Source organism: Dokdonella ginsengisoli, assembly GCF_042652785.1.
GTDB classification, from domain to species: Bacteria; Pseudomonadota; Gammaproteobacteria; order Xanthomonadales; family Rhodanobacteraceae; genus Dokdonella_A; species Dokdonella_A ginsengisoli.
The window spans coordinates 1-17,515 of record NZ_JBHSHD010000005.1; the positions used below are offsets into that span (position 1 = coordinate 1).

Annotated in this window: 15 protein-coding genes; 9 read left to right on the forward strand and 6 right to left on the reverse strand. The window is 68.2% G+C overall.

All coding sequences use genetic code 11. From position 1 onward, the window contains the following. From ACFO6Q_RS04655 to ACFO6Q_RS04690, 8 genes are all read left to right on the forward strand, one after another. Positions 1-867 (forward strand): hypothetical protein (locus ACFO6Q_RS04655; protein ID WP_380019383.1); only part of this gene is annotated, 867 nt, incomplete at its 5' end. A 639-nt stretch (positions 868-1,506) separates the two neighbouring features. Beyond that, positions 1,507-3,096: an RHS repeat-associated core domain-containing protein gene (locus tag ACFO6Q_RS04660; RefSeq protein ID WP_380019384.1), complete on the forward strand. Its 1,590-nt coding sequence runs from the start codon at positions 1,507-1,509 to the stop codon at positions 3,094-3,096. Further along, positions 3,093-3,674: a hypothetical protein gene (locus ACFO6Q_RS04665; protein WP_380019385.1), complete on the forward strand. Its 582-nt coding sequence runs from the start codon at positions 3,093-3,095 to the stop codon at positions 3,672-3,674. Before ACFO6Q_RS04660 ends, ACFO6Q_RS04665 begins: the two co-directional genes overlap by 4 nt. 184 nt (positions 3,675-3,858) lie before the next feature. Beyond that, positions 3,859-4,176 carry a hypothetical protein gene (locus tag ACFO6Q_RS04670; RefSeq protein ID WP_380019386.1) on the forward strand — a complete coding sequence of 106 codons (318 nt, stop codon included), beginning with the start codon at positions 3,859-3,861 and terminating at the stop codon, positions 4,174-4,176. After that, positions 4,176-4,388 carry an RHS repeat-associated core domain-containing protein gene (locus ACFO6Q_RS04675; protein ID WP_380019387.1) on the forward strand — a complete coding sequence of 71 codons (213 nt, stop codon included), beginning with the start codon at positions 4,176-4,178 and terminating at the stop codon, positions 4,386-4,388. The genes ACFO6Q_RS04670 and ACFO6Q_RS04675 overlap by 1 nt, the downstream gene beginning before the upstream one ends. 337 nt (positions 4,389-4,725) lie before the next feature. Continuing rightward, complete coding sequence (gene fusA, locus ACFO6Q_RS04680) at positions 4,726-6,864, forward strand: elongation factor G (RefSeq protein WP_380019388.1); 2,139 nt, start codon at positions 4,726-4,728, stop codon at positions 6,862-6,864. 168 nt (positions 6,865-7,032) lie between these two features. Beyond that, on the forward strand, positions 7,033-7,623 hold the full coding sequence (locus tag ACFO6Q_RS04685; RefSeq protein ID WP_380019389.1) for an ECF-type sigma factor: 591 nt from the start codon (positions 7,033-7,035) through the stop codon (positions 7,621-7,623). Then, positions 7,583-10,516 carry a tetratricopeptide repeat protein gene (locus ACFO6Q_RS04690; protein ID WP_380019391.1) on the forward strand — a complete coding sequence of 978 codons (2,934 nt, stop codon included), beginning with the start codon at positions 7,583-7,585 and terminating at the stop codon, positions 10,514-10,516. The genes ACFO6Q_RS04685 and ACFO6Q_RS04690 overlap by 41 nt, the downstream gene beginning before the upstream one ends. Before the next feature lie 16 nt (positions 10,517-10,532). Here ACFO6Q_RS04690 and ACFO6Q_RS04695 read toward each other — a convergent pair whose 3' ends face one another. The 3 genes from ACFO6Q_RS04695 to ACFO6Q_RS04705 all read right to left on the reverse strand — a co-directional run bounded on the left by ACFO6Q_RS04695 (position 10,533) and on the right by ACFO6Q_RS04705 (position 12,985). After that, entirely contained in the window at positions 10,533-10,682 is a 150-nt protein-coding gene (locus ACFO6Q_RS04695) for a hypothetical protein (protein ID WP_380019392.1), read from the reverse strand. Between the two features lie 273 nt (positions 10,683-10,955). Further along, positions 10,956-12,326, reverse strand: a complete 1,371-nt coding sequence (locus ACFO6Q_RS04700) for an ATP-binding protein (RefSeq protein ID WP_380019393.1) — start codon at positions 12,324-12,326, stop codon at positions 10,956-10,958. Beyond that, positions 12,326-12,985, reverse strand: coding sequence for a response regulator (locus ACFO6Q_RS04705; RefSeq protein WP_380019394.1), 660 nt, complete (start codon positions 12,983-12,985; stop codon positions 12,326-12,328). The genes ACFO6Q_RS04700 and ACFO6Q_RS04705 overlap by 1 nt, the downstream gene beginning before the upstream one ends. Positions 12,986-13,119: 134 nt before the next feature. Here ACFO6Q_RS04705 and ACFO6Q_RS04710 point away from each other — a divergent pair, with 134 nt between their 5' ends. After that, positions 13,120-14,454, forward strand: coding sequence for a hypothetical protein (locus ACFO6Q_RS04710; protein ID WP_380019395.1), 1,335 nt, complete (start codon positions 13,120-13,122; stop codon positions 14,452-14,454). A 10-nt stretch (positions 14,455-14,464) separates the two neighbouring features. Here the strand turns inward: ACFO6Q_RS04710 and nagA are convergent, their stop codons facing one another. From nagA to ACFO6Q_RS04725, 3 genes are read right to left on the reverse strand one after another with little or no spacing between them, the layout of a single operon-like run. Then, a complete protein-coding gene (nagA, locus tag ACFO6Q_RS04715) occupies positions 14,465-15,610 on the reverse strand; it encodes an N-acetylglucosamine-6-phosphate deacetylase (protein ID WP_380019396.1) in 1,146 nt (381 codons plus the stop codon). Further along, the gene (locus ACFO6Q_RS04720) at positions 15,610-16,653 is read right to left on the reverse strand and encodes an SIS domain-containing protein (RefSeq protein WP_380019397.1); all 1,044 of its coding nucleotides are present in this window, start codon (positions 16,651-16,653) and stop codon (positions 15,610-15,612) included. Before ACFO6Q_RS04720 ends, nagA begins: the two co-directional genes overlap by 1 nt. 1 nt (position 16,654) lies before the next feature. Then, positions 16,655-17,365, reverse strand: a complete 711-nt coding sequence (locus ACFO6Q_RS04725) for a GntR family transcriptional regulator (RefSeq protein WP_380019398.1) — start codon at positions 17,363-17,365, stop codon at positions 16,655-16,657. Positions 17,366-17,515 lie beyond the last annotated feature (150 nt).

Here is a 17,515-nt window from a genome sequence, read left to right on the forward strand (position 1 = left end):
CTGAAGGGGGCAGTCAACGGAGCGGTGAGCGGAGCGGTCTTCGGCGGCATCGGGGCGAGCCTTCCGACGGAAGGCAGCGGCGCCCTGTACGAGAGCGGCCGCCTGTCGACGGGCGGCTACGCGGTACGGGCGCTGACGTCGGGTGTGGCGGGCGGCGTGCTGTCGACGATGCAGGGCGGTCGTTTCGGGGCGGGGTTCGCCTCGGCGGGCCTGGGCAGCGCGCTGACGCCGGTGGCTGGCCGGGTGGCGTCCAATTCGGTGGGCCAGGGCTTCCTGGTGGCGATCGTGGGCGGCACGGCCTCGGCGGCCGGTGGCGGAAAGTTCGCCAATGGGGCGATGTCGGCGGCGTTTAGTTATGCGTTTGGTGAGGTCGCGAATCGAGTAGCCAGCCAAAGAATGGAAAAAGCGGCCGCGCTCGATCCAAAATATTCAGTCGCACATGCAGTGGTTCTAAATGACCCTAATGGCGCAAGAATTGTTGGCATGTCGATGGGGCACAATGCCCTGCTTATAGGTGGGGACGATAGCGGCGGATGGATTTACGCTGCCAAGGAGGGGGGCGACAACAATGTCATTTCGCATTTCTCTTCATTGTCTGAGTTTGAGGCAAGTGAAACCGCGATAAGATACAGTCGACAATATCTAATTGAGACGAGTATATCTCAAGATATAGATATGCTTGATTTTGCAAGAAGCAATTACGATTCCAAATACGATTTCTGCTCAAACAATTGCGCTGACTTGGTGAATCAGACATTGCGAGCCGGAAGGGTCAGTGCCCCATCCGCGTTACTTGCCATCCCCAACATCACATATCGTTCTATAATCGGTCTCAATCCTGGTGGAAAAGCAATAAAGGGGGATTGAAATGAGGATAATTTTATCGATCGTTTCGGGGGTCGCGATATTTTTTATTTCGTGGGTCGCTAGGGATTATTTAAATAAAAGCTCAAGCTCATGGCCGGAGATTGCATATTTCATCGCAATGTGCGCAGCGATGGCTTTTTCTATAGATTCAATAAGTTCAAAGACGGACAATGTTCTAACATGCAGTACTAGGTTGGTTGTTCTTGTGGTCACGGTTTTAATTTTGGAATTCTTGCTGTATTTCCGTTTTACTGATGAGTATATAAAATATAAATCTGGTGTAACTCCACTGATAATTGCCGGTATCTTTTTTTATATTGTAAGCTTTGTTTTTCTTGTTACTGTTAGAGTTTCAAGAAAAGCAGGAGAAAAAATATTATAACAATAAAATTTAATTTATGGATATAAAGCAAATATATTAATGCGCCGTTTGCCTATTGGGCCTCGTTGATCCGGGCGTCATCTCCATGGCCATTTGCGTGCCGCCCGGTTTCTCGCCTGGCGCGGACTTTGACTTCGCGCCGGCGCCGATTTAATTCTTCCGAAATTAATGTGCTTAGGTGGTTGCTTTTTCTGAGATTTGTCCGGCGGGCGGTGTAGTATTCAAAACCTAGCCGCCTGAACTACGCGAACGCGACGGTGACCTCGACGCTGGACGTGCTGCACTACGTCGGATCGGCGGAGGTGCACTGGATATCCGGCTCGGTGGCGCGGGTGGAGGTGCGCCGCTACGTGGGGCCGGTGCTGGTGGTGCAGACGGCCAACGTGTTCGGCGAGCAGAACTACCGGATCGAGCGTCAGTACTTCCTGACGGATGCGCAGGGTTCGACGTCGGCGGTGCTGTCGGACTGGGGTCAGCCGCTGAACGACAGCGCATCGATGAGTTTCGATCCGTTCGGGGCGCGACGCGACCCGACGGGCGGGGGCACGCCGCCTTGGTGGTCGGGCGTGCTGCAGGAGCTGGACGCGAGCACGCGCCACGGCTACACGGGCCACGAGCAGGTGGACGCGTTCGGCGTGATCCACATGGGCGGTCGGCTGTACGACCCCGGTCTGGGGCGGTTCCTGCAGGCCGATCCGATAGTGCAGGACCCGCTCAACAGTCAGAGCCTGAACCGCTACAGCTACGTGCTGAACAACCCGATGACGTACACGGACCCGACGGGCTACTTCTCGGTCGGAGACGGGTTGCGCCTGGTGGCGACGGCGGTGATCGCGTGGTACGCACCGTACCTGGCCTCGTACCTGGGCGGCGGCTTCGGAGGCGCCGTGGCAGCGGGCGCGATCAGCGGTTTTGCGGCAGGTGCGGTGCAGACGGGCAACCTGAAGGGGGCAGTCAACGGAGCGGTGAGCGGAGCGGTCTTCGGCGGCATCGGGGCGAGCCTTCCGGCGGAAGGCAGCGGCGCGCTGTATGAGAGCGGCCGCCTGTCGACGAGCGGCTACGCGGTACGGGCGCTGACGTCGGGTGTGGCAGGCGGCGTGTTGTCGACGATGCAGGGCGGTCGTTTCGGGGCGGGGTTCGCCTCGGCGGGCCTGGGCAGCGCGCTGACGCCGGTGGCTGGCCGGGTGGCGTCCAATTCGGTGGGCCAGGGCTTCCTGGTGGCGATCGTGGGCGGCACGGCCTCGGCGGCCGGTGGCGGAAAGTTCGCCAATGGGGCGATGTCGGCGGCGTTTAGTTATGCGTTTGGACGCGTAGCAGAAAAATTTGAAACTGGCTCGTCCGATGTGACGGATGTTTCGCCAATTGAGGTTCCCTCTTCAGTGAAAATCGAAGCGCAGGGTTTTGAAACACAAAATGCAGCTGCTAAAGCGGCTGGAGCCGCGTATGGCGAAGAAGGAGTGCGTCGACGTCAAGAGCTCCAGCTTGGACTTAGTCGCATCAGTGAGGGCAACTGGAGTTACCTCACTCCCGGCTGGGGGCCGGTAGGTGCAGTGCGTGTAGACCCGACAGCCCTTCTTCAAGCATATAGGGCGGCTGGTCTGTCGGTGCAGGCTTGGATGCATGGTCACTTTGATTCGCAATTGTTTTTCTCCGCCGTGGATTTCTCCATGGTGTGGGGGAAATCGCAGCCAACTTATCTGGTTAACAGTGTTGGGCAGGTCAGATCTCTAACAGATGCGCAGCTCAAGGGTGCGCTGAAGAGTCTTCCGAGGGATTATAAATCCAAAGGATTTGATGGATTAAGAAAATTCTATGAGAAAAACGGTTTTCCAGGAAGTGAGCTATGAACTATTGGAGAGAAATACTGTCTATGGCGGCATGCATTCTCTTGGTGGGATGCCTGTCTCAATCAATTCAGGCTAAGAATTTTCTTAAAGAAAAAAAAGAAAGCGAATCAGATGTGATATCTGAGAATTATTTTTATGAGCAGAGGAAATGCTACGCAGAATGGAATTCTTTGCTTCAGGGATGGAAGAAGGAAGGGGGGGGGGTCCGGGAATCCATGGGGGAAACACGAAGAATTTCAATAAAATTAAATAGGTCAAATTTTGCTAAAGGAGTAAAAAAGGCTTGGCGGCAGCAAAAGAAAGATGGGCGGCAGGTCTTTTTTCCAACATGGCCAATAAGCGAAGAGCAGTATCGCTACGTCATGTTCTCCACATTAGAGGCGTTTTCGGGGTATGTTTCCGCTGAGTGTGAAAGTACTTCTTGGCTGGGGCCGATCCTTTGGGACGAGTTAAGAGTGCCGGGGGAGGCTAGAATTTCAAATTCCCGTTTCAAGGACATGCCAGAGAAGATTCTTGCTGACCCAAAAGAATCTATTAACTGGCTAATGTACGGAATATTTTCTTCCCCGGCGAATTAAGTGGGCGGACTGTCAATGGGTGCCGAGCTAACTGTTTGCGAAGTATTTTTTTTCGCGATGGATGTTCTTAATATTATTACTCGTAAAAATTTTAAATATCTAAGCGATATGCATTTTTCTTGAGCTATAAAATGTTCGGTTTGGGATTTGAACTTCCTGCCGGTGGGCGGTGCGGTCGGCCAGCGTGTTCGGCGAGCAGAACTACCGGATCGAGCGTCAGTACTTCCTGACGGATGCACAGGGTTCGACGTCGGCGGTGCTGTCGGACTGGGGTCAGCCGCTGAACGACAGCGCGTCGATGAGTTTCGATCCGTTCGGGGCGCGACGCGACCCGACGGGCGGGGGCACGCCGCCCTGGTGGTCGGGCGTGCTGCAGGAGCTGGACGCGAGCACGCGCCACGGTTACACGGGCCACGAGCAGGTGGACGCGTTCGGCGTGATCCACATGGGCGGTCGGCTGTACGACCCCGGTCTGGGCGGGTCCTGCAGGCCGATCCGATAGTGCAGGACCCGCTCAACAGCCAGAGCCTGAACCGCTACAGCTACGTGCTGAACAACCCGATGACGTACACGGACCCGACGGGCTACTTCTCGGTCGGAGACGGGTTGCGCCTGGTGGCGACGGCGGTGATCGCGTGGCGGGCGCCGTACCTGGCCGGACCTGCCTCCAGGGCCGGACCGCCTCCCTCGCGCTCGGCGTCGGAACGGCGCTGAACGGCCCCGCCGGGGCCGAACTCGAACCGCTCGCACCTGCCGGGCCGCGTTTACGCGGCCGATCGTGTAGAATCCGCCGCCCAATCAGGCAGGCTCGAACGTCCGGCCTCTTTCGGCGGACTGGCCGTCGGCGCGTCATCACGCCTTCTTCGTCGCAGCGCAACGTCCTGCGAACGTCGGCGGCGCGCCGGTTCGCGGCTTCGACGACACGGACGCTGGCACCGGGCGCAATGCGCGCGGCGCGGCGTCCGTCGTCGTGAATTCCACTCGCCCGATGAAGCGCGGCGGCGGCGTCCGGGCGCTTCCGAACCCCGACACATTCCTAGAGGCTGCATCCATGGCAAGGCAGAAGGAACTCAAGCTCTACCGCAACATCGGCATCATCGCGCACATCGACGCGGGCAAGACGACGACGACCGAACGCATCCTGTACTACACGGGCAAGAAGCACCAGATCGTCGACGTGCACGACACCAAGGACGGCAAGGGCTCGACCACCACCGACTACATGGAGCAGGAGCGCAAGCGCGGCATCACGATCCAGTCGGCCGCCGTCTCCGCGGAGTGGAAGGGCCACCAGATCAACGTCATCGACACGCCCGGACACGTCGACTTCACCATCGAGGTGAACCGCTCGCTGCGCGTGCTCGACGGTGCGGTCGTGGTGTTCGACGGCGTCGCCGGCGTGGAGCCGCAGACCGAGACGAACTGGCGCCTGGCCGACCAGTACAACGTGCCGCGCATGTGCTACATCAACAAGATGGACCGCATCGGCGCGAACTTCAAGAACGCCGTCGACGGCATCCGCAACCGCCTCGGCGCGAACGCGGTCATCTGCGAAGTGCCGCTGGGCAGCCACGACGACTTCATCGGCATCGCCGACCTGATCGCCAACTGCGGCTACATCTGGCTCGGCGACGACAAGGACAGCAAGTGGGAGACGATCCCGCTCGACCAGATCGCCAGCCATCCGAAAGTGCAGGTCTTCACCACCACCGCCGACAAGGAGTGGGTCGCCAACCTGGCTGCGCTGCGCGAAGCGAGCATCGAAGCCGCGGTGGAGATGGACGACGCGGCGATGGAAGCCTACCTCGGCGGCGAGACGCCCTCGCTGGAAACGCTCAAGGCGTGCATCCGCAAGGGCTGCGTCGCCGGCAAGCTGGTGCCGGTGTTCTGCGGCTCGTCCTACCGCAACAAGGGCGTGCAGCACCTGCTCGACGGCGTGGTCGACTACATGCCGTATCCGGGCGAGAACGGCGGCATCTCGATGGTCGACGAGGACGGCAACGTCATCGGCGAGCAGGAAGTCACCGACGACGCGCCGGCGCGCGCGCTGGCGTTCAAGGTCATCAACGACCAGTTCGGCACGCTGACCTTCACGCGCATCTACTCCGGCGTGATCAAGAAGGGCGACACGCTGCTCAACGTCACGCGCGGCAAGAAGGAGCGCATCGGCCGCATCGTCGAGGTGCAGGCGAACGCGACCAAGGAAATCGACGAAGTCCGCGCCGGCGACATCTGCGCGTTCGTCTCGATGAAGGAAACCGAGACCGGCGACACGCTGACCGATCCGAACTCGCCGGTGCTGCTGGAGCGCATGCGCTTCCCCGATCCGGTCATCAGCGTGTCGGTCGAGCCGAAGTCGCGCAACGACATCGACAAGATGTCGACCGCGCTCTACAAGATGGTCAAGGCCGACCCGTCGCTGAGGCTGGAAGTGGACAAGGAAACCGGCGAGACCGTGCTCAAGGGCATGGGCGAGCTGCATCTGGAAATCACCATCGACCGCATGCGCACCGAGCTGGGTGTGGAAGCGAACATGGGCAAGCCGAAGGTCAGCTTCCGCGAGGCGTTCGGCAACCGCGTCGAGCACACCTACACGCACAAGAAGCAGTCCGGCGGTTCGGGCCAGTTCGCCGAAGTGAAGATGATCTTCGAGCCGGGCGAAGCCGGTTCGGGCGTGCAGTTCGTCGATGAAATCGTCGGCGGCCGCATCCCGCGCGAATACATCCCGGCGGTCGAGTTCGCCATCAAGAGCGAATCGCAGCAGGGCCAGATCGCCGGCTACGAAGTGGTCGACTTCAAGGCGCGCCTGATCGACGGCAAGTACCACGACGTCGACTCGTCCGCGCTGGCGTTCGAGATCGCCGGCAAGCAGATGTTCCGCGAAGCGCACAAGATGAGCCGGCCGAAGCTGCTCGAGCCGATCATGAGCCTGGAAGTGGTCACCGAGCCGGACTATCTCGGCGACATCATCGGCGACATGAACCGTCGCCGCGGCTCGGTCAGCGAGCAGGGCCAGCGCGGTCCGCAGGCGTTCGTGAAGGGCTTCGTGCCGCTGGCGGAGATGTTCGGCTACATCAACTTCCTGCGTTCGGCCACGAGCGGCCGCGGCAACTTCTCGATGACGTTCGACCACTACGCCGAAGTGCCGGCGAACCTGGTCGACAAGCTGATGGAGAAGGAAGCGAAGTAAGCCTTCGCTTCCGTCGGAGCGCGTCGGCGGCGGTTCCCGCGCCGGCGCGCTCCGGGGAAAACCTGCCGGAAAACCCCGTCCCGGACCGCCGCGAGCGGCCCGGGACGGCGGCTGCTATAGTCGTTCGGCGCGACGTCGGATCGCGCATGCGTCACGGGGCGAAACGTCATGGCCGAACCACCGGCGAGCGAGACCGGCCCCAGGCAGGCCGATCAGCTGTTCGCGCTCGTCTACGACGAACTGCGCCGCATCGCGCGCAGCCGCCGTCGCCAGGCCGGCAATCCGGCCACCCTCGACACCACCGCGCTGATCAACGAAACCTGGCTCAAGCTGGCCGCCTCGCGCGAGGCGAAGGGCTACTCGCGCGCGCATTTCCTGTCGCTGGCCGCACGCGCGATGCGCCAGGTGCTGGTCGACCACGCGCGCAACCGCGGCCGGCAGAAGCGCGGCGGCGATCTCGCACCGGTCACCCTCGACCTGAACCAGGCCGACCCGGGCGGCGACCTGTTCGAGGTGCTCGCGCTCGATGCCGCGCTGGCGCGGCTGTCGGAACTGGACGAGAGCATGGGGCAGATCGTCGAGTGGCACGTGTTCGGCGGCATCGGCCTCGACGACGTGGCGCAGCTGCAGGGCGTCAACGTGCGCACCGTGTTCCGGCGCTGGCGCGCCGCGCGCGCGTTTCTCGTGAAGCAACTGGGCATGACGGGCGAGCAGGGCGATGGACGGCGCACGCTGGCGGCAGATCACGGCGATCTTTGAACGCGCGGTCGAGCTGGCGCCGGCCGGCCGCGCCGCGCTGCTCGAGCATGCCTGCGCCGGCGATGCCGAACTGCGCCACGAAGTCGAGGCGCTGCTCGAGGCGGACGCGACCGGCGACACCTTCGACCGCCACGCGCACGACCTGCGCGGCGCCGCCGCCGCCGACTGGGTCGACTGGAACGCCTCGTTCGACGGGCGCCTGATCGGCTCCTGGCGGGTCGTGCGCGAACTGGGCCGCGGCGGCATGGGCGTGGTGTTTCTGGTCGAGCGCGCCGACGGCCAGTTCGAGCAGCTCGCCGCGCTCAAGCTGATCAAGCGCGGCATGGACAGCGAAGCGGTGCTGTCGCGCTTCCTGCGCGAGCGGCAGATCCTCGCCCGTCTCGAGCACCGCAACATCGCGCGCCTGCTCGACGGTGGCCTGATCCCCGACGGCCGCCCGTACTTCGTCATGGAGTACGTCGACGGCATGCCGCTGCCGCAGTACTGCGCCGCGCACGGCAGCGACCTCGGCGAACGCCTGCGCCTGTTCTTCGGCGTCTGCGCCGCGGTGCAGTTCGCGCATCGCCAACTGGTCGTGCACAGCGACCTGAAGCCGTCGAACGTGCTGGTCGGCGCGAACGGCGACGTCAAGCTGCTCGACTTCGGCATCGCCAAGCTGCTCGGCGGCGACGGTGCCGCGGCGCCGCAGACGCGCGACCGCCCGCTCACGCCGGCCTACGCCGCGCCCGAGCAGATCCGCGGCGAACCGCTCAGCACCGCCACCGACGTCTACGCGCTCGGCTGCCTGCTGTACGAGCTGCTGACCGGGCAGCGCCCGTTCCGCCTGCACGACGAGCCGAGCCTGGAGCAGCTGCGCCAGGTGCTCGATTCGACCGGCCCGGTCGCGCCGAGCCAGCTGCGCGGCAGCGGCGCGCCGGTGCCGCCGCAACGCCTGCGCGGCGATCTCGACACGATCGTGCTGAAGGCGCTCAAGCGCGAGCCGGACCGCCGCTACGCCACCGTCGACGCGCTCGCCGAGGACCTCAAGCGCTTCCTCGCCGGGCTGCCGATCGCCGCGCACCGCGACAGCGGCCTGTACCGCGCGCGCAAGTTCGTCGCGCGGCACTGGCTGGCGACGTCGATGTCGGCGCTGGCCGTGGCCGCGCTCAGCGCGGCGATCGCGGTCGCCGCCTGGCAGGCGCGCGAGAAGGCCAGCGAGGCGCAGGCGGCGCAGGAGGTCGCGCACTTCCTGGTCGGCCTGTTCGAAGATTCCGACCCCACGCACAGCCGCGGCGCCGCGGCCACCGCCGAAGACCTGCTCGACCAGGGCGCGGCGCGCCTGCATTCGGCCCTGTCCGAGCAGCCGCTGCTGCGCGCGCGCCTGCTGCATACGGTGGCGACCAGCTATGCCGCGCTCGGCCTGTACGACCGCGCCCAGCCGCTGGCCGAACAGGCGCTCGATATCCGCCGCCGCCAGCTGGCGCCGCGCGATCCGGCCATCGCCGAGAGCCTCTACGCGCTCGGCCGCATCTACGCGCGCAAGGCCGACTACGCGCGCGCCGAACCGCTGCTGCGCGAGGCGCTCGAACGCCGCCGCGAGAACGCCGACCGCGACGGCGCGGCCCTGCTCGAAAGCCTCGGCGGCGTCGGCAAGCTGCTGCAGGACCGCGGCGCGTTCCAGGAGGCGAGCGCGCCGCTGCGCGAGGCGCTGGAGACGGCCGAGCGCCGCTTCGGGCCGGAATCGGTGGAGACGGCCAACAGCCTCGACGACTTCGCCGGCAACCGGAAGACGCTGGGCAAGATGCAGGACGCGGTCAGCCTGTACCGCCGCGCGCTGGCGATCCGCGAGGCGCGCCTGGGCGCGACCGATCCCGACGTCGGCGCCTCGCTGCACAACCTCGGCCTCAACCTCGCCGCGCTGGGCAACTACGCCGAGGCGGAGAAGGCGCTGCAGCGCGCGCTGGCGATCCGCCGCCAGATATTCGGGCCGGTGCATCCGCTGGTCGGCGAGAGCCAGCTCGCGCTGGCCTCGGTGTACGAGGCGACCTATCGCGTCGCCGACGCCGAGCCGCTGGCGCAGGCGGCGCTGGCGATCTTCCGCAGCAAGCTCGGCGAGTCGCACCGGCTGGTGACCGAGGCGATGAACACGCTGGCGGTGCTGCACCTGGACCGGCGCGACTACGCGCAGGCGGTGAGCCTGTTCCGCGAGGTCTTCGACCGCTTCCGCGACGGCCTCGGTGCGGAGCATCCCGACACGCTCACGGTCGAGGACAACCTCGCCATCAGCCTGTTCTACGCCGGGCACGCAGACGAGGCCGAGACGCTGCAGCGCGACCTGGTCGGCAAGCTGCGGCCGGACAACGGCCAGGGCGTGGACGTGAAGAACCTGCACAACCTCGCGCGCACGCTGGAGCAGGAAGGACGCGTGCCGGAGGCGCTCGAACTGGTGCGGCGCGCGCTCGACGTGCAGCGCGGCCTGACCGGCGAACGCTCGCGCGGCACCGCGCTGGCGCTGCGCGAGGTCGCGCTGGCCGAGCACCGGCTCGGCGATGCGAAGTCGGCCGAGACGCACTACCGCGCGGCGCTGGCGCTGGCCGAGGAACTGGCGCCGTCGGGCGGCTTCGCCGTGCACGGCTGGCAGATTCCGCTGGCCGATTTCCTGGTCGGGCAGCGGCGCTGCGCCGAGGCGACGCCGCTGCTGCGCAAGGCGGCGGACACGCTGGGCGCCTCGGTCAACGTCAATCCGATCTGGCGCCCGCAGGCGGAGATCCTGCTCGCCGCCTGCGCGCGGCACGCGCCGCCGCAGCCGGCCGACGCGCAACGCCTGTCCGCCGCGCGGCAGGCGCTGCGCGCGCTGCCGGCGATCGAGCTGGACCTGTATCCGACCGCGCGCCGGCTGCTCGACGAATCGTGACGCCGGCGCGGCCGCCTCAGTTGGCGGTCGGCGGACCCTTGCCGATGACGTCGTCCGGCGTCTGACCGCCGCCGCCCTTGGACGGATCCTTCGGCGCGTCCGCGCCCCCCTTGCCGTTGCCGCCGGAGCCGCCCGGACTGGGCTGGCTCTTCTTCTCGTTGCTCATGACTTCTCTCCCGGAGTGGAATCTCGAAAACCGCCGTCCGGGGCGATGCTTCGAGTCGATGGGACCGGATCGAACGGTCCCGCCGTCTTCGCTCGATCGGGCGCGGCCAGCGCGCGTGGGTGGCACGTCCCTGTGCCGTGGGCCTCCCGCAGCGATTCGGCAGGCCCCGGTCCGGGCGGGAGCGAGTCTCCGCATCGGACACCAATCCAGATACGCCCAAACGCGCCCGCGAGTGACAGCCCGCCGATTGTCGCGCTTTTGCGGGCGGCCGGGTCAGCCGCGCGAGGCGGGAAAGGCAACGTCCACGCGCAGGCCGCCGCCGTCGGCTTCGTCCAGCGCCAGCGTCGCGCCGTGCAGTTCGGCGATGCGTGCCGCGATCGCCAGGCCCAGGCCGCTGCCTTCGCCGTGCTGGCCGCGGCGGAAGCGCTCCAGCACGCTGCGCCGCAGCGCCGGCTCGATGCCGGGGCCGTGGTCGCGCACGCTCAGCCGTGTGCGTCCGTCGTTGGTGGCGGCGAGGGCGATCTCGACGCGGCCGCCGCGCTCGCCGTAGCGCACCGCGTTGTCGAGCAGGTTGCGCAGCAGCACGCGCAGTCCCGGCTCCCAGCCGTCGACGAAACGCGCCGGCGGATCGGCCTCCACGATGATCTGCAGGTCCTTGTCGGCGGCCGCGGCGCCGAGGTCGGCCAGTTCCTCCTCGAGGCAGCGGCGCAGGTCGACGCGCTCGAACGCCGCGGCGGGAGCGGCGTCCCAGCGCGCCAGCTCGAGCATCTGTCCGACCACGCGTCCGAGCCGCGCCAGCCCGCGTTCGGCCTGGCCCAGCGCCTGTTCGCGTTCGGCCGGCGTGGCCGCGGCGCGCGCGTTCTCCAGCTGCATCAGCGCGCCGGCGAGCGGCGTGCGCAGCTCGTGCGCGGCGTTCGCGGTGAACTCGCGCTCGCGTCGCAGCTGCGCGCCGGCGCGGCCGAACAGGCCGTTCATCGCCGCCACCAGCGGTTCGATCTCGCGCGGCAGGATCGAGCCGCCGATCGGCTCGTTCTGGTCCGGCCGCCGCGCCGCCACGCGCCCGGCCAGCACGTGCAGCGGGGCGAGCCCGCGCCGCACCGCCCAGCCGACCAGCAGCGCCAGCAGCGGCAGGCCGAGCAGCAGCGGCGCGATCGCCTCGATCGCCAGCGCGCGCGCGATCTCGCGGCGGCTGTCGTAGCGCTCGCCCACGCGCACCCAGTTGCGGTCGTCGACGAGCAGGGTGAACACGCGCCAGTGACGGTTCCTGATCTGGATGTCGGCGAAGCCGGCCGGCGCGGCGTCGAGCGGCACGTCGGCGAAGTTCTCCGAGTGCAGCAGCGGACGGTTGTCGCCGCTCCAGTACTGGAAGCCGATCTGCGTCTCGTAGGGATGCCCGCGCACGGTCAGCGGCTGCCGGCCGTGCTCGCGCCGCCACGCCTCGACGGTCAGCGGCGCGTCCGCGGCCGGCGTGCCGGCGTCGCTGACGAGCGCGGCGATCGTGCGCGCGTTCTGCGCCAGGCGCGCGTCACCCAGTTCGTCGATCTCCTCCATCGTGAAGCGGTAGCTGAGCGCGACCAGCGGCAGCAGCACCGCGGCGAGGCAGCCGAGCACGAGCGCGGTGATGCGCCCCTTGAGCGAAGACATCAGGGCTCCTTCACGAGCAGGTAACCGAGGCCGCGCACGGTGCGGATCGCCTCCGGCGCGAGCTTGCGGCGCAGCGCGTGCACGTGCACCTCGAGCGCGTTGCTCTCCACGCCGTCGTCGCCGTAGACCGCGCGCTCGAGCGTCTCGCGCAGCGCGACGCGGCCGGCGCGCTCGGCCAGCGCGCGCAGCAGCAGGAATTCGGTGCGCGACAGTTCCAGCGTGCGGCCGGCGTAGCTCGCCTCGCGCGTGTGCGGGTCCAGGCTCAGCGCGCCGGCCTCGATGGATTCGCGCGACAGGCCCTGCGAGCGCCGGTACAGCGCGCGCAGGCGCGCGGCGAATTCGTCAAGGTGGAACGGCTTGACCAGGTAGTCGTCGGCGCCGGCGTCGAGCCCCTCCACGCGCTGCGGTGTCGCGTCGCGCGCGGTCACCACCAGCACCGGCAAGCCGATGCGCCGCTGCCGCAGCGTCTTGAGCACGTCCAGGCCGTCGATCTTCGGCAGGCCCAGGTCGAGCACGACGAGATCGAAGGCGCCGTCGCGCACGGCCGCCAGCGCCGCCGCGCCGTCGCGCACCCACACGCTGGTGTGCGACCAGCGCGCGAGCGCGTCGCGCATGCCGGCGCCGAGCAGTTCGTCGTCTTCGACTACCAGTACGTGCATGGTCCGTGCCGAAAGGAAAGGCCGGCAGCGTAGCGGCTCCGGCTTAGGCCAAGCTTAAGCCTCGCCGGGGCGGGCGGATGCGCCGGCACCGGCCGCGCGCTAGACTGCCGCGGCAACGCTGGCGGGGGTGGGCTATGCGTCGTTCCAACTGCGCCTTGGCGGCGGTTCTCGCCGCTCTCGTCGTCTCCGCCGGCGGCGTCCGTGCCGGCGAGGAAGACCGCATCTTCTCCGACGGTTTCGATCCCTGCGTGGGCCTGGCCTGTTTCCAGGTTCCGTGCAGCGCCGGGGCGACCACGTCGGTCAGCGGCGTCGTCTACGCGCCGAACGGCACGCTGCCCTTGCCCAACGTGCTCGTGTACGTGCCGAACGCACCGCTCGAAGCCTTGCCCGACGGCGTGCAGTGCGCGCGCTGCGACACGCCGCCGTCCGGCGCGCCGCTGGTGTCCACGCTCAGCGCCGCCGACGGCCGCTTCACGCTGGAGAACGTGCCGGCCACCGCCGACGTGCCGCTGGTCCTGCTCAGCGGCAAGTGGCGACGCCAGATCGTCGTGCCGAACGTCGCCGCCTGCGTCGACACGCCGGTCGCCCCGGCGGCGACGCGCCTGCCGCGCAACCGCTCCGAAGGCGACCTGCCGCGCATCGCCGTTTCCACCGGCGCCGCCGACGCGATGGAGTGCCTGCTGCGCAAGAGCGGCATCGACGACGCCGAGTTCACGGTCGCCGGCGCGGCGGGCCGCGTGCACCTGTTCGCCGGCGCCGGCGGTGCCGACCGTTTCGACGCCGCGCACGGCGGGGCCGCGTTCCCGGCCTCGCCGGCCGCGCTGTGGGACAGTCCGGCCAGCCTGGCCGGCTACGATTCGGTGCTGCTGTCCTGCGAAGGCTCGCAAGGCGCGCAGACCAAGCCGCCGAACGCGCTCGCCGCCATGAAGGGCTACGCCGACGCCGGCGGGCGCCTCTACGCCGAACACTGGCACAACTACTGGCTGCAGGCGGGGCCGTCGCCGTGGCCGGCGCTGGCGACCTGGAATTTCCAGGCCGATCTCGGCGAGCTGGACACGACCGTCGAGCAGGGCTTCGCGCAGGGCGACATCCTGGCGCAGTGGCTGTTCGCCGTTGGCGCATCGGCGACGCCGGGCGAACTCGTCGTGCAGGAGGCGCAGCACACGGTGACCGGGATCGACGCGGCCGTGGCGAAACGCTGGATCTACCGTGAGCAGACCGCGAACGGCACACCGAGCGTGCAGTATTTCTCGTTCACCACGCCGGTCGAAGCCGGGCCCGCGCAGCAGTGCGGGCGCGTCGTGTTCACCGACGTGCACGGCACGCCGGCCGATTCATCCTCCAGCGGCAGTCCCGGATTTCCGTCGGGCGGCTGCCACTCGCCGGCGGACCAGCTCACGCCGCAGGAGAAGGCGCTGCTCTACGCGATCTTCGATCTCGGCCGCTGCGTCGGCTCGACGCGCGAGTAGGCGCGATCGCTCACGGCGACGCGACGCCGCTGATCCAGCTGCGCTGCACGTCGAGGCTCGCGTCGAGTTCGACCAGATCCGCGCGCATGCCCGCGGCGATGCGCCCGTGCGAGTGCGCCAGGCCGAGGAAGTCGGCCGGATACGTCGACGCCATGCGCGCCGCCTCGGCGAGATCGATGCCGAGCGTGGCCACCGCATTGCGCACGGCGGCGGCCATGTCGAGCGCGGAGCCGGCGAGCACGCCGTCGGCGCTTTCGCAGCGGCCGTCGCGGCAGGTGATCGTTTCGCCGGCCAGCGCGTAGGTGTCGCGCGCGCCGCCGACGGGCGGCATCGCGTCGGTGACCAGCAGCAGCCTGCCGCGCGGCTTGGCCGCCAGCGCCACGCGCAGCGCGGCGGCGTGCACGTGGTGGCCGTCGGCAATCAGGCCGCACCAGCTGTGGCGATCCTCCAGCGCTGCGCCGACCATGCCCGGCGCGCGGCCCTGCAGCGGCGACATCGCGTTGTACAGGTGGGTGAAGCCGCGCGCGCCGGCGTCGAGCGCGGCGCGCGCCTGCTCGTAGGTCGCCGCGCTGTGGCCGAGGCAGACGATCACGCCGCGCGCGACGAATTCGCGCACCTGTTCCGGGGCGACGCGCTCGGGCGCCAGGGTCAGCACGGTCACGCCGTTGCGCAGCGAGCAGACCAGGTCGATCTCGCGCGCGTCGGGCACGCGGAACTTGGCCGCGTCGTGCGCGCCGCGCCGCTCCGGCGCGATGTACGGGCCTTCCAGGTGCACGCCGAGCACGCCGGGCACGCCGGCGTCGATCGCCGCCGCGGTCGCCTCGATCGCCGCGCGCATGACCTCGACGTCGTCGCTGATCAGCGTGGGCAGGAAACCGGTCGTGCCGTAGCGCCGGTGCGCGGCGCCGATGCGGCGGATCGTCTCCACGGTCGGCGCGTCGTTGAACAGCGCGTCGCCGCCGCCGTTGACCTGCACGTCGATGAAGCCGGGCAGCAGCGTGCGTCCTTCGAGGTCGTGGATCTGGGCTCCTTCCGGCCGCGCGTCGCCGGCCTCGAGCACGGCCTCGATGCGGCCGCCGTCGAGCAGGACGGCGAGGCCGTCGCGCAGGCCGTCTTCGGCCAGGACGCGCGCGTGGGTCAGCAGCACCTTCTTCATCACGTCGTCTCGGTGACCTTGTTCAGATGCGGCGGCGCGTCCGGATCGCGGCCGCGGCGCAGCGCCAGCTCGCTCGCCGCCGCGTAGAAGCGGTGCACGGCGACCAGCGGCGCGCAGACCGGATCGAGTCCGGCCGGCAGCGGCAGCGTCGCTTCGGCGTCGCCGCCGGCGACCCACACGCGCGCACCGCGCGCGCGGAACTTCGCCGCGATCTCCAGCGTGCTCGCGCGCGTGTCGTCGTCCTGTGTGAAGAACAGCACCGGGAAGTCGCGCTCGACCAGCGCCATCGGGCCGTGCTGCACCTCGGCCGCGCTGAACGCCTCCGCGTGCAGGCCGCAGGTTTCCTTCAGCTTCAGCGCGGCTTCCTGCGCCGCGGCGAGGCCGATTCCGCGGCCGACCACGAACAGGCTGCGCGCCGATACGAGTCCGTCGACGAGATCGGACCAGTCCGCCGACCAGGCCGCCTCGAGTGCGGCGGGCACGCCGGCGAGCGCGGCGCGCAGCGCGTCGTCCTGCTTCCATTCGGCGGCCAGGTGCAGCAGCGCGGCGAGCGAGCAGAGGAAGCTCTTGGTCGCGGCGACGCTGCGCTCGGGACCGGCACGCAGCGGGATCGGGAAGTCCGCCCGCTGCATCAGCGGCGAGTCCTCGACGTTGACCAGCGCGGCCACGCGCGCGCCGTCGCGCCGCGCGGCCTCGACCTGGCGCAGCAGGTCCGGGCTGCGGCCGGACTGCGAGATCGCCACGAACAGCGCGCCTTGCAGATCGGTGTGTGCGGCGTAGACCGACTGCACCGAGGGCGCGGCCGAGGTCGTGGTCACGCCCAGGCGCGTCTCGAACAGGTACTTCGCGTAGGTCGCCGCGTTGTCGGAGCTGCCGCGCGCGCCGGTCGCGACCAGGCGCGGCGGATCGGCGCGCAGCGCGGCGGCCAACTCGCGCACGAGGGCGGCATTGGCGTCGAGCTGGCGCGCGATCGCGGCGCCGGCTTCGTGCGCCTCCTGGTACATGCGCGTCGCCTCGGCGGTACGCGCGGGTGCGGTGGTCATGTCAGTCGCTCCGGAGTTCGGCGACGAAGTCGTAGGCGTCGCCGCGGTAGTGGGATCGCGTGAACTCGACCACGCGGCCGTCGGCGAGGAAGCCGCGCCGCTCGATCAGCAGCCCGGGGCTGCCGGTCTTCACGCCGAGCAGGCGGGCGGCCTCGGCGTCGAAGGCGACCGCGCGCAGGCGCTGCAGCGCGCGGCACGGGCGCAGGCCGCGGCGGTCGAGCGCGGCGTACAGCGAATCGCGCACGCCGGCCGCGGAGGCCAGCGCGAACGCCGGCAGCGTGCTGCGCTCGAGCGCGAGCGGCTGCTCGCCGCCCAGGCGCAGCCGGCGCAGGCGGATCACGCGCGCGCCGGGGGCGAGGCCCAGCGCCATCGCCTCGTCCGGTGTCGCCGCTCCCGACTCGCCCGACAGCGTGCGGCTGCCCGGTTCGATGCCGCGCGCGCGCAGTTCGTCGGAAAAGCTGGTCAGGTGCGAGAACGCGCGCTCGATGCGCGCGCCGACGAAGGTACCCGAACCGCGCCGCTGCACCAGCAGGCCGTCGGCGACGAGGCCGGCGATGGCCTTGCGCACGGTCACGCGCGACACGCCGTGGCGCTCGGCCAGTTCGCGTTCGCCCGGCAGCGGCCGGCCGGGCGGCAGCGCGCCGTTCTCGATCTGCCGCTGCAGCGTTTCGCGCAGGTCGAGGTAGGCGAGCGGGCGGGCGGCGGCGAGCATGTGCGGGACTATACCACTTCAATACCAGTCAAGTACCACCGGTGCGCGCAACCTTTCCCGCGTAAGCGCATCGAACGCGCGTTCTCGCACCTGACCAGCTTTTCCGACGAACCGGGCGCGCGGATGCAGGACGAGCGGTACCGGCCGCTG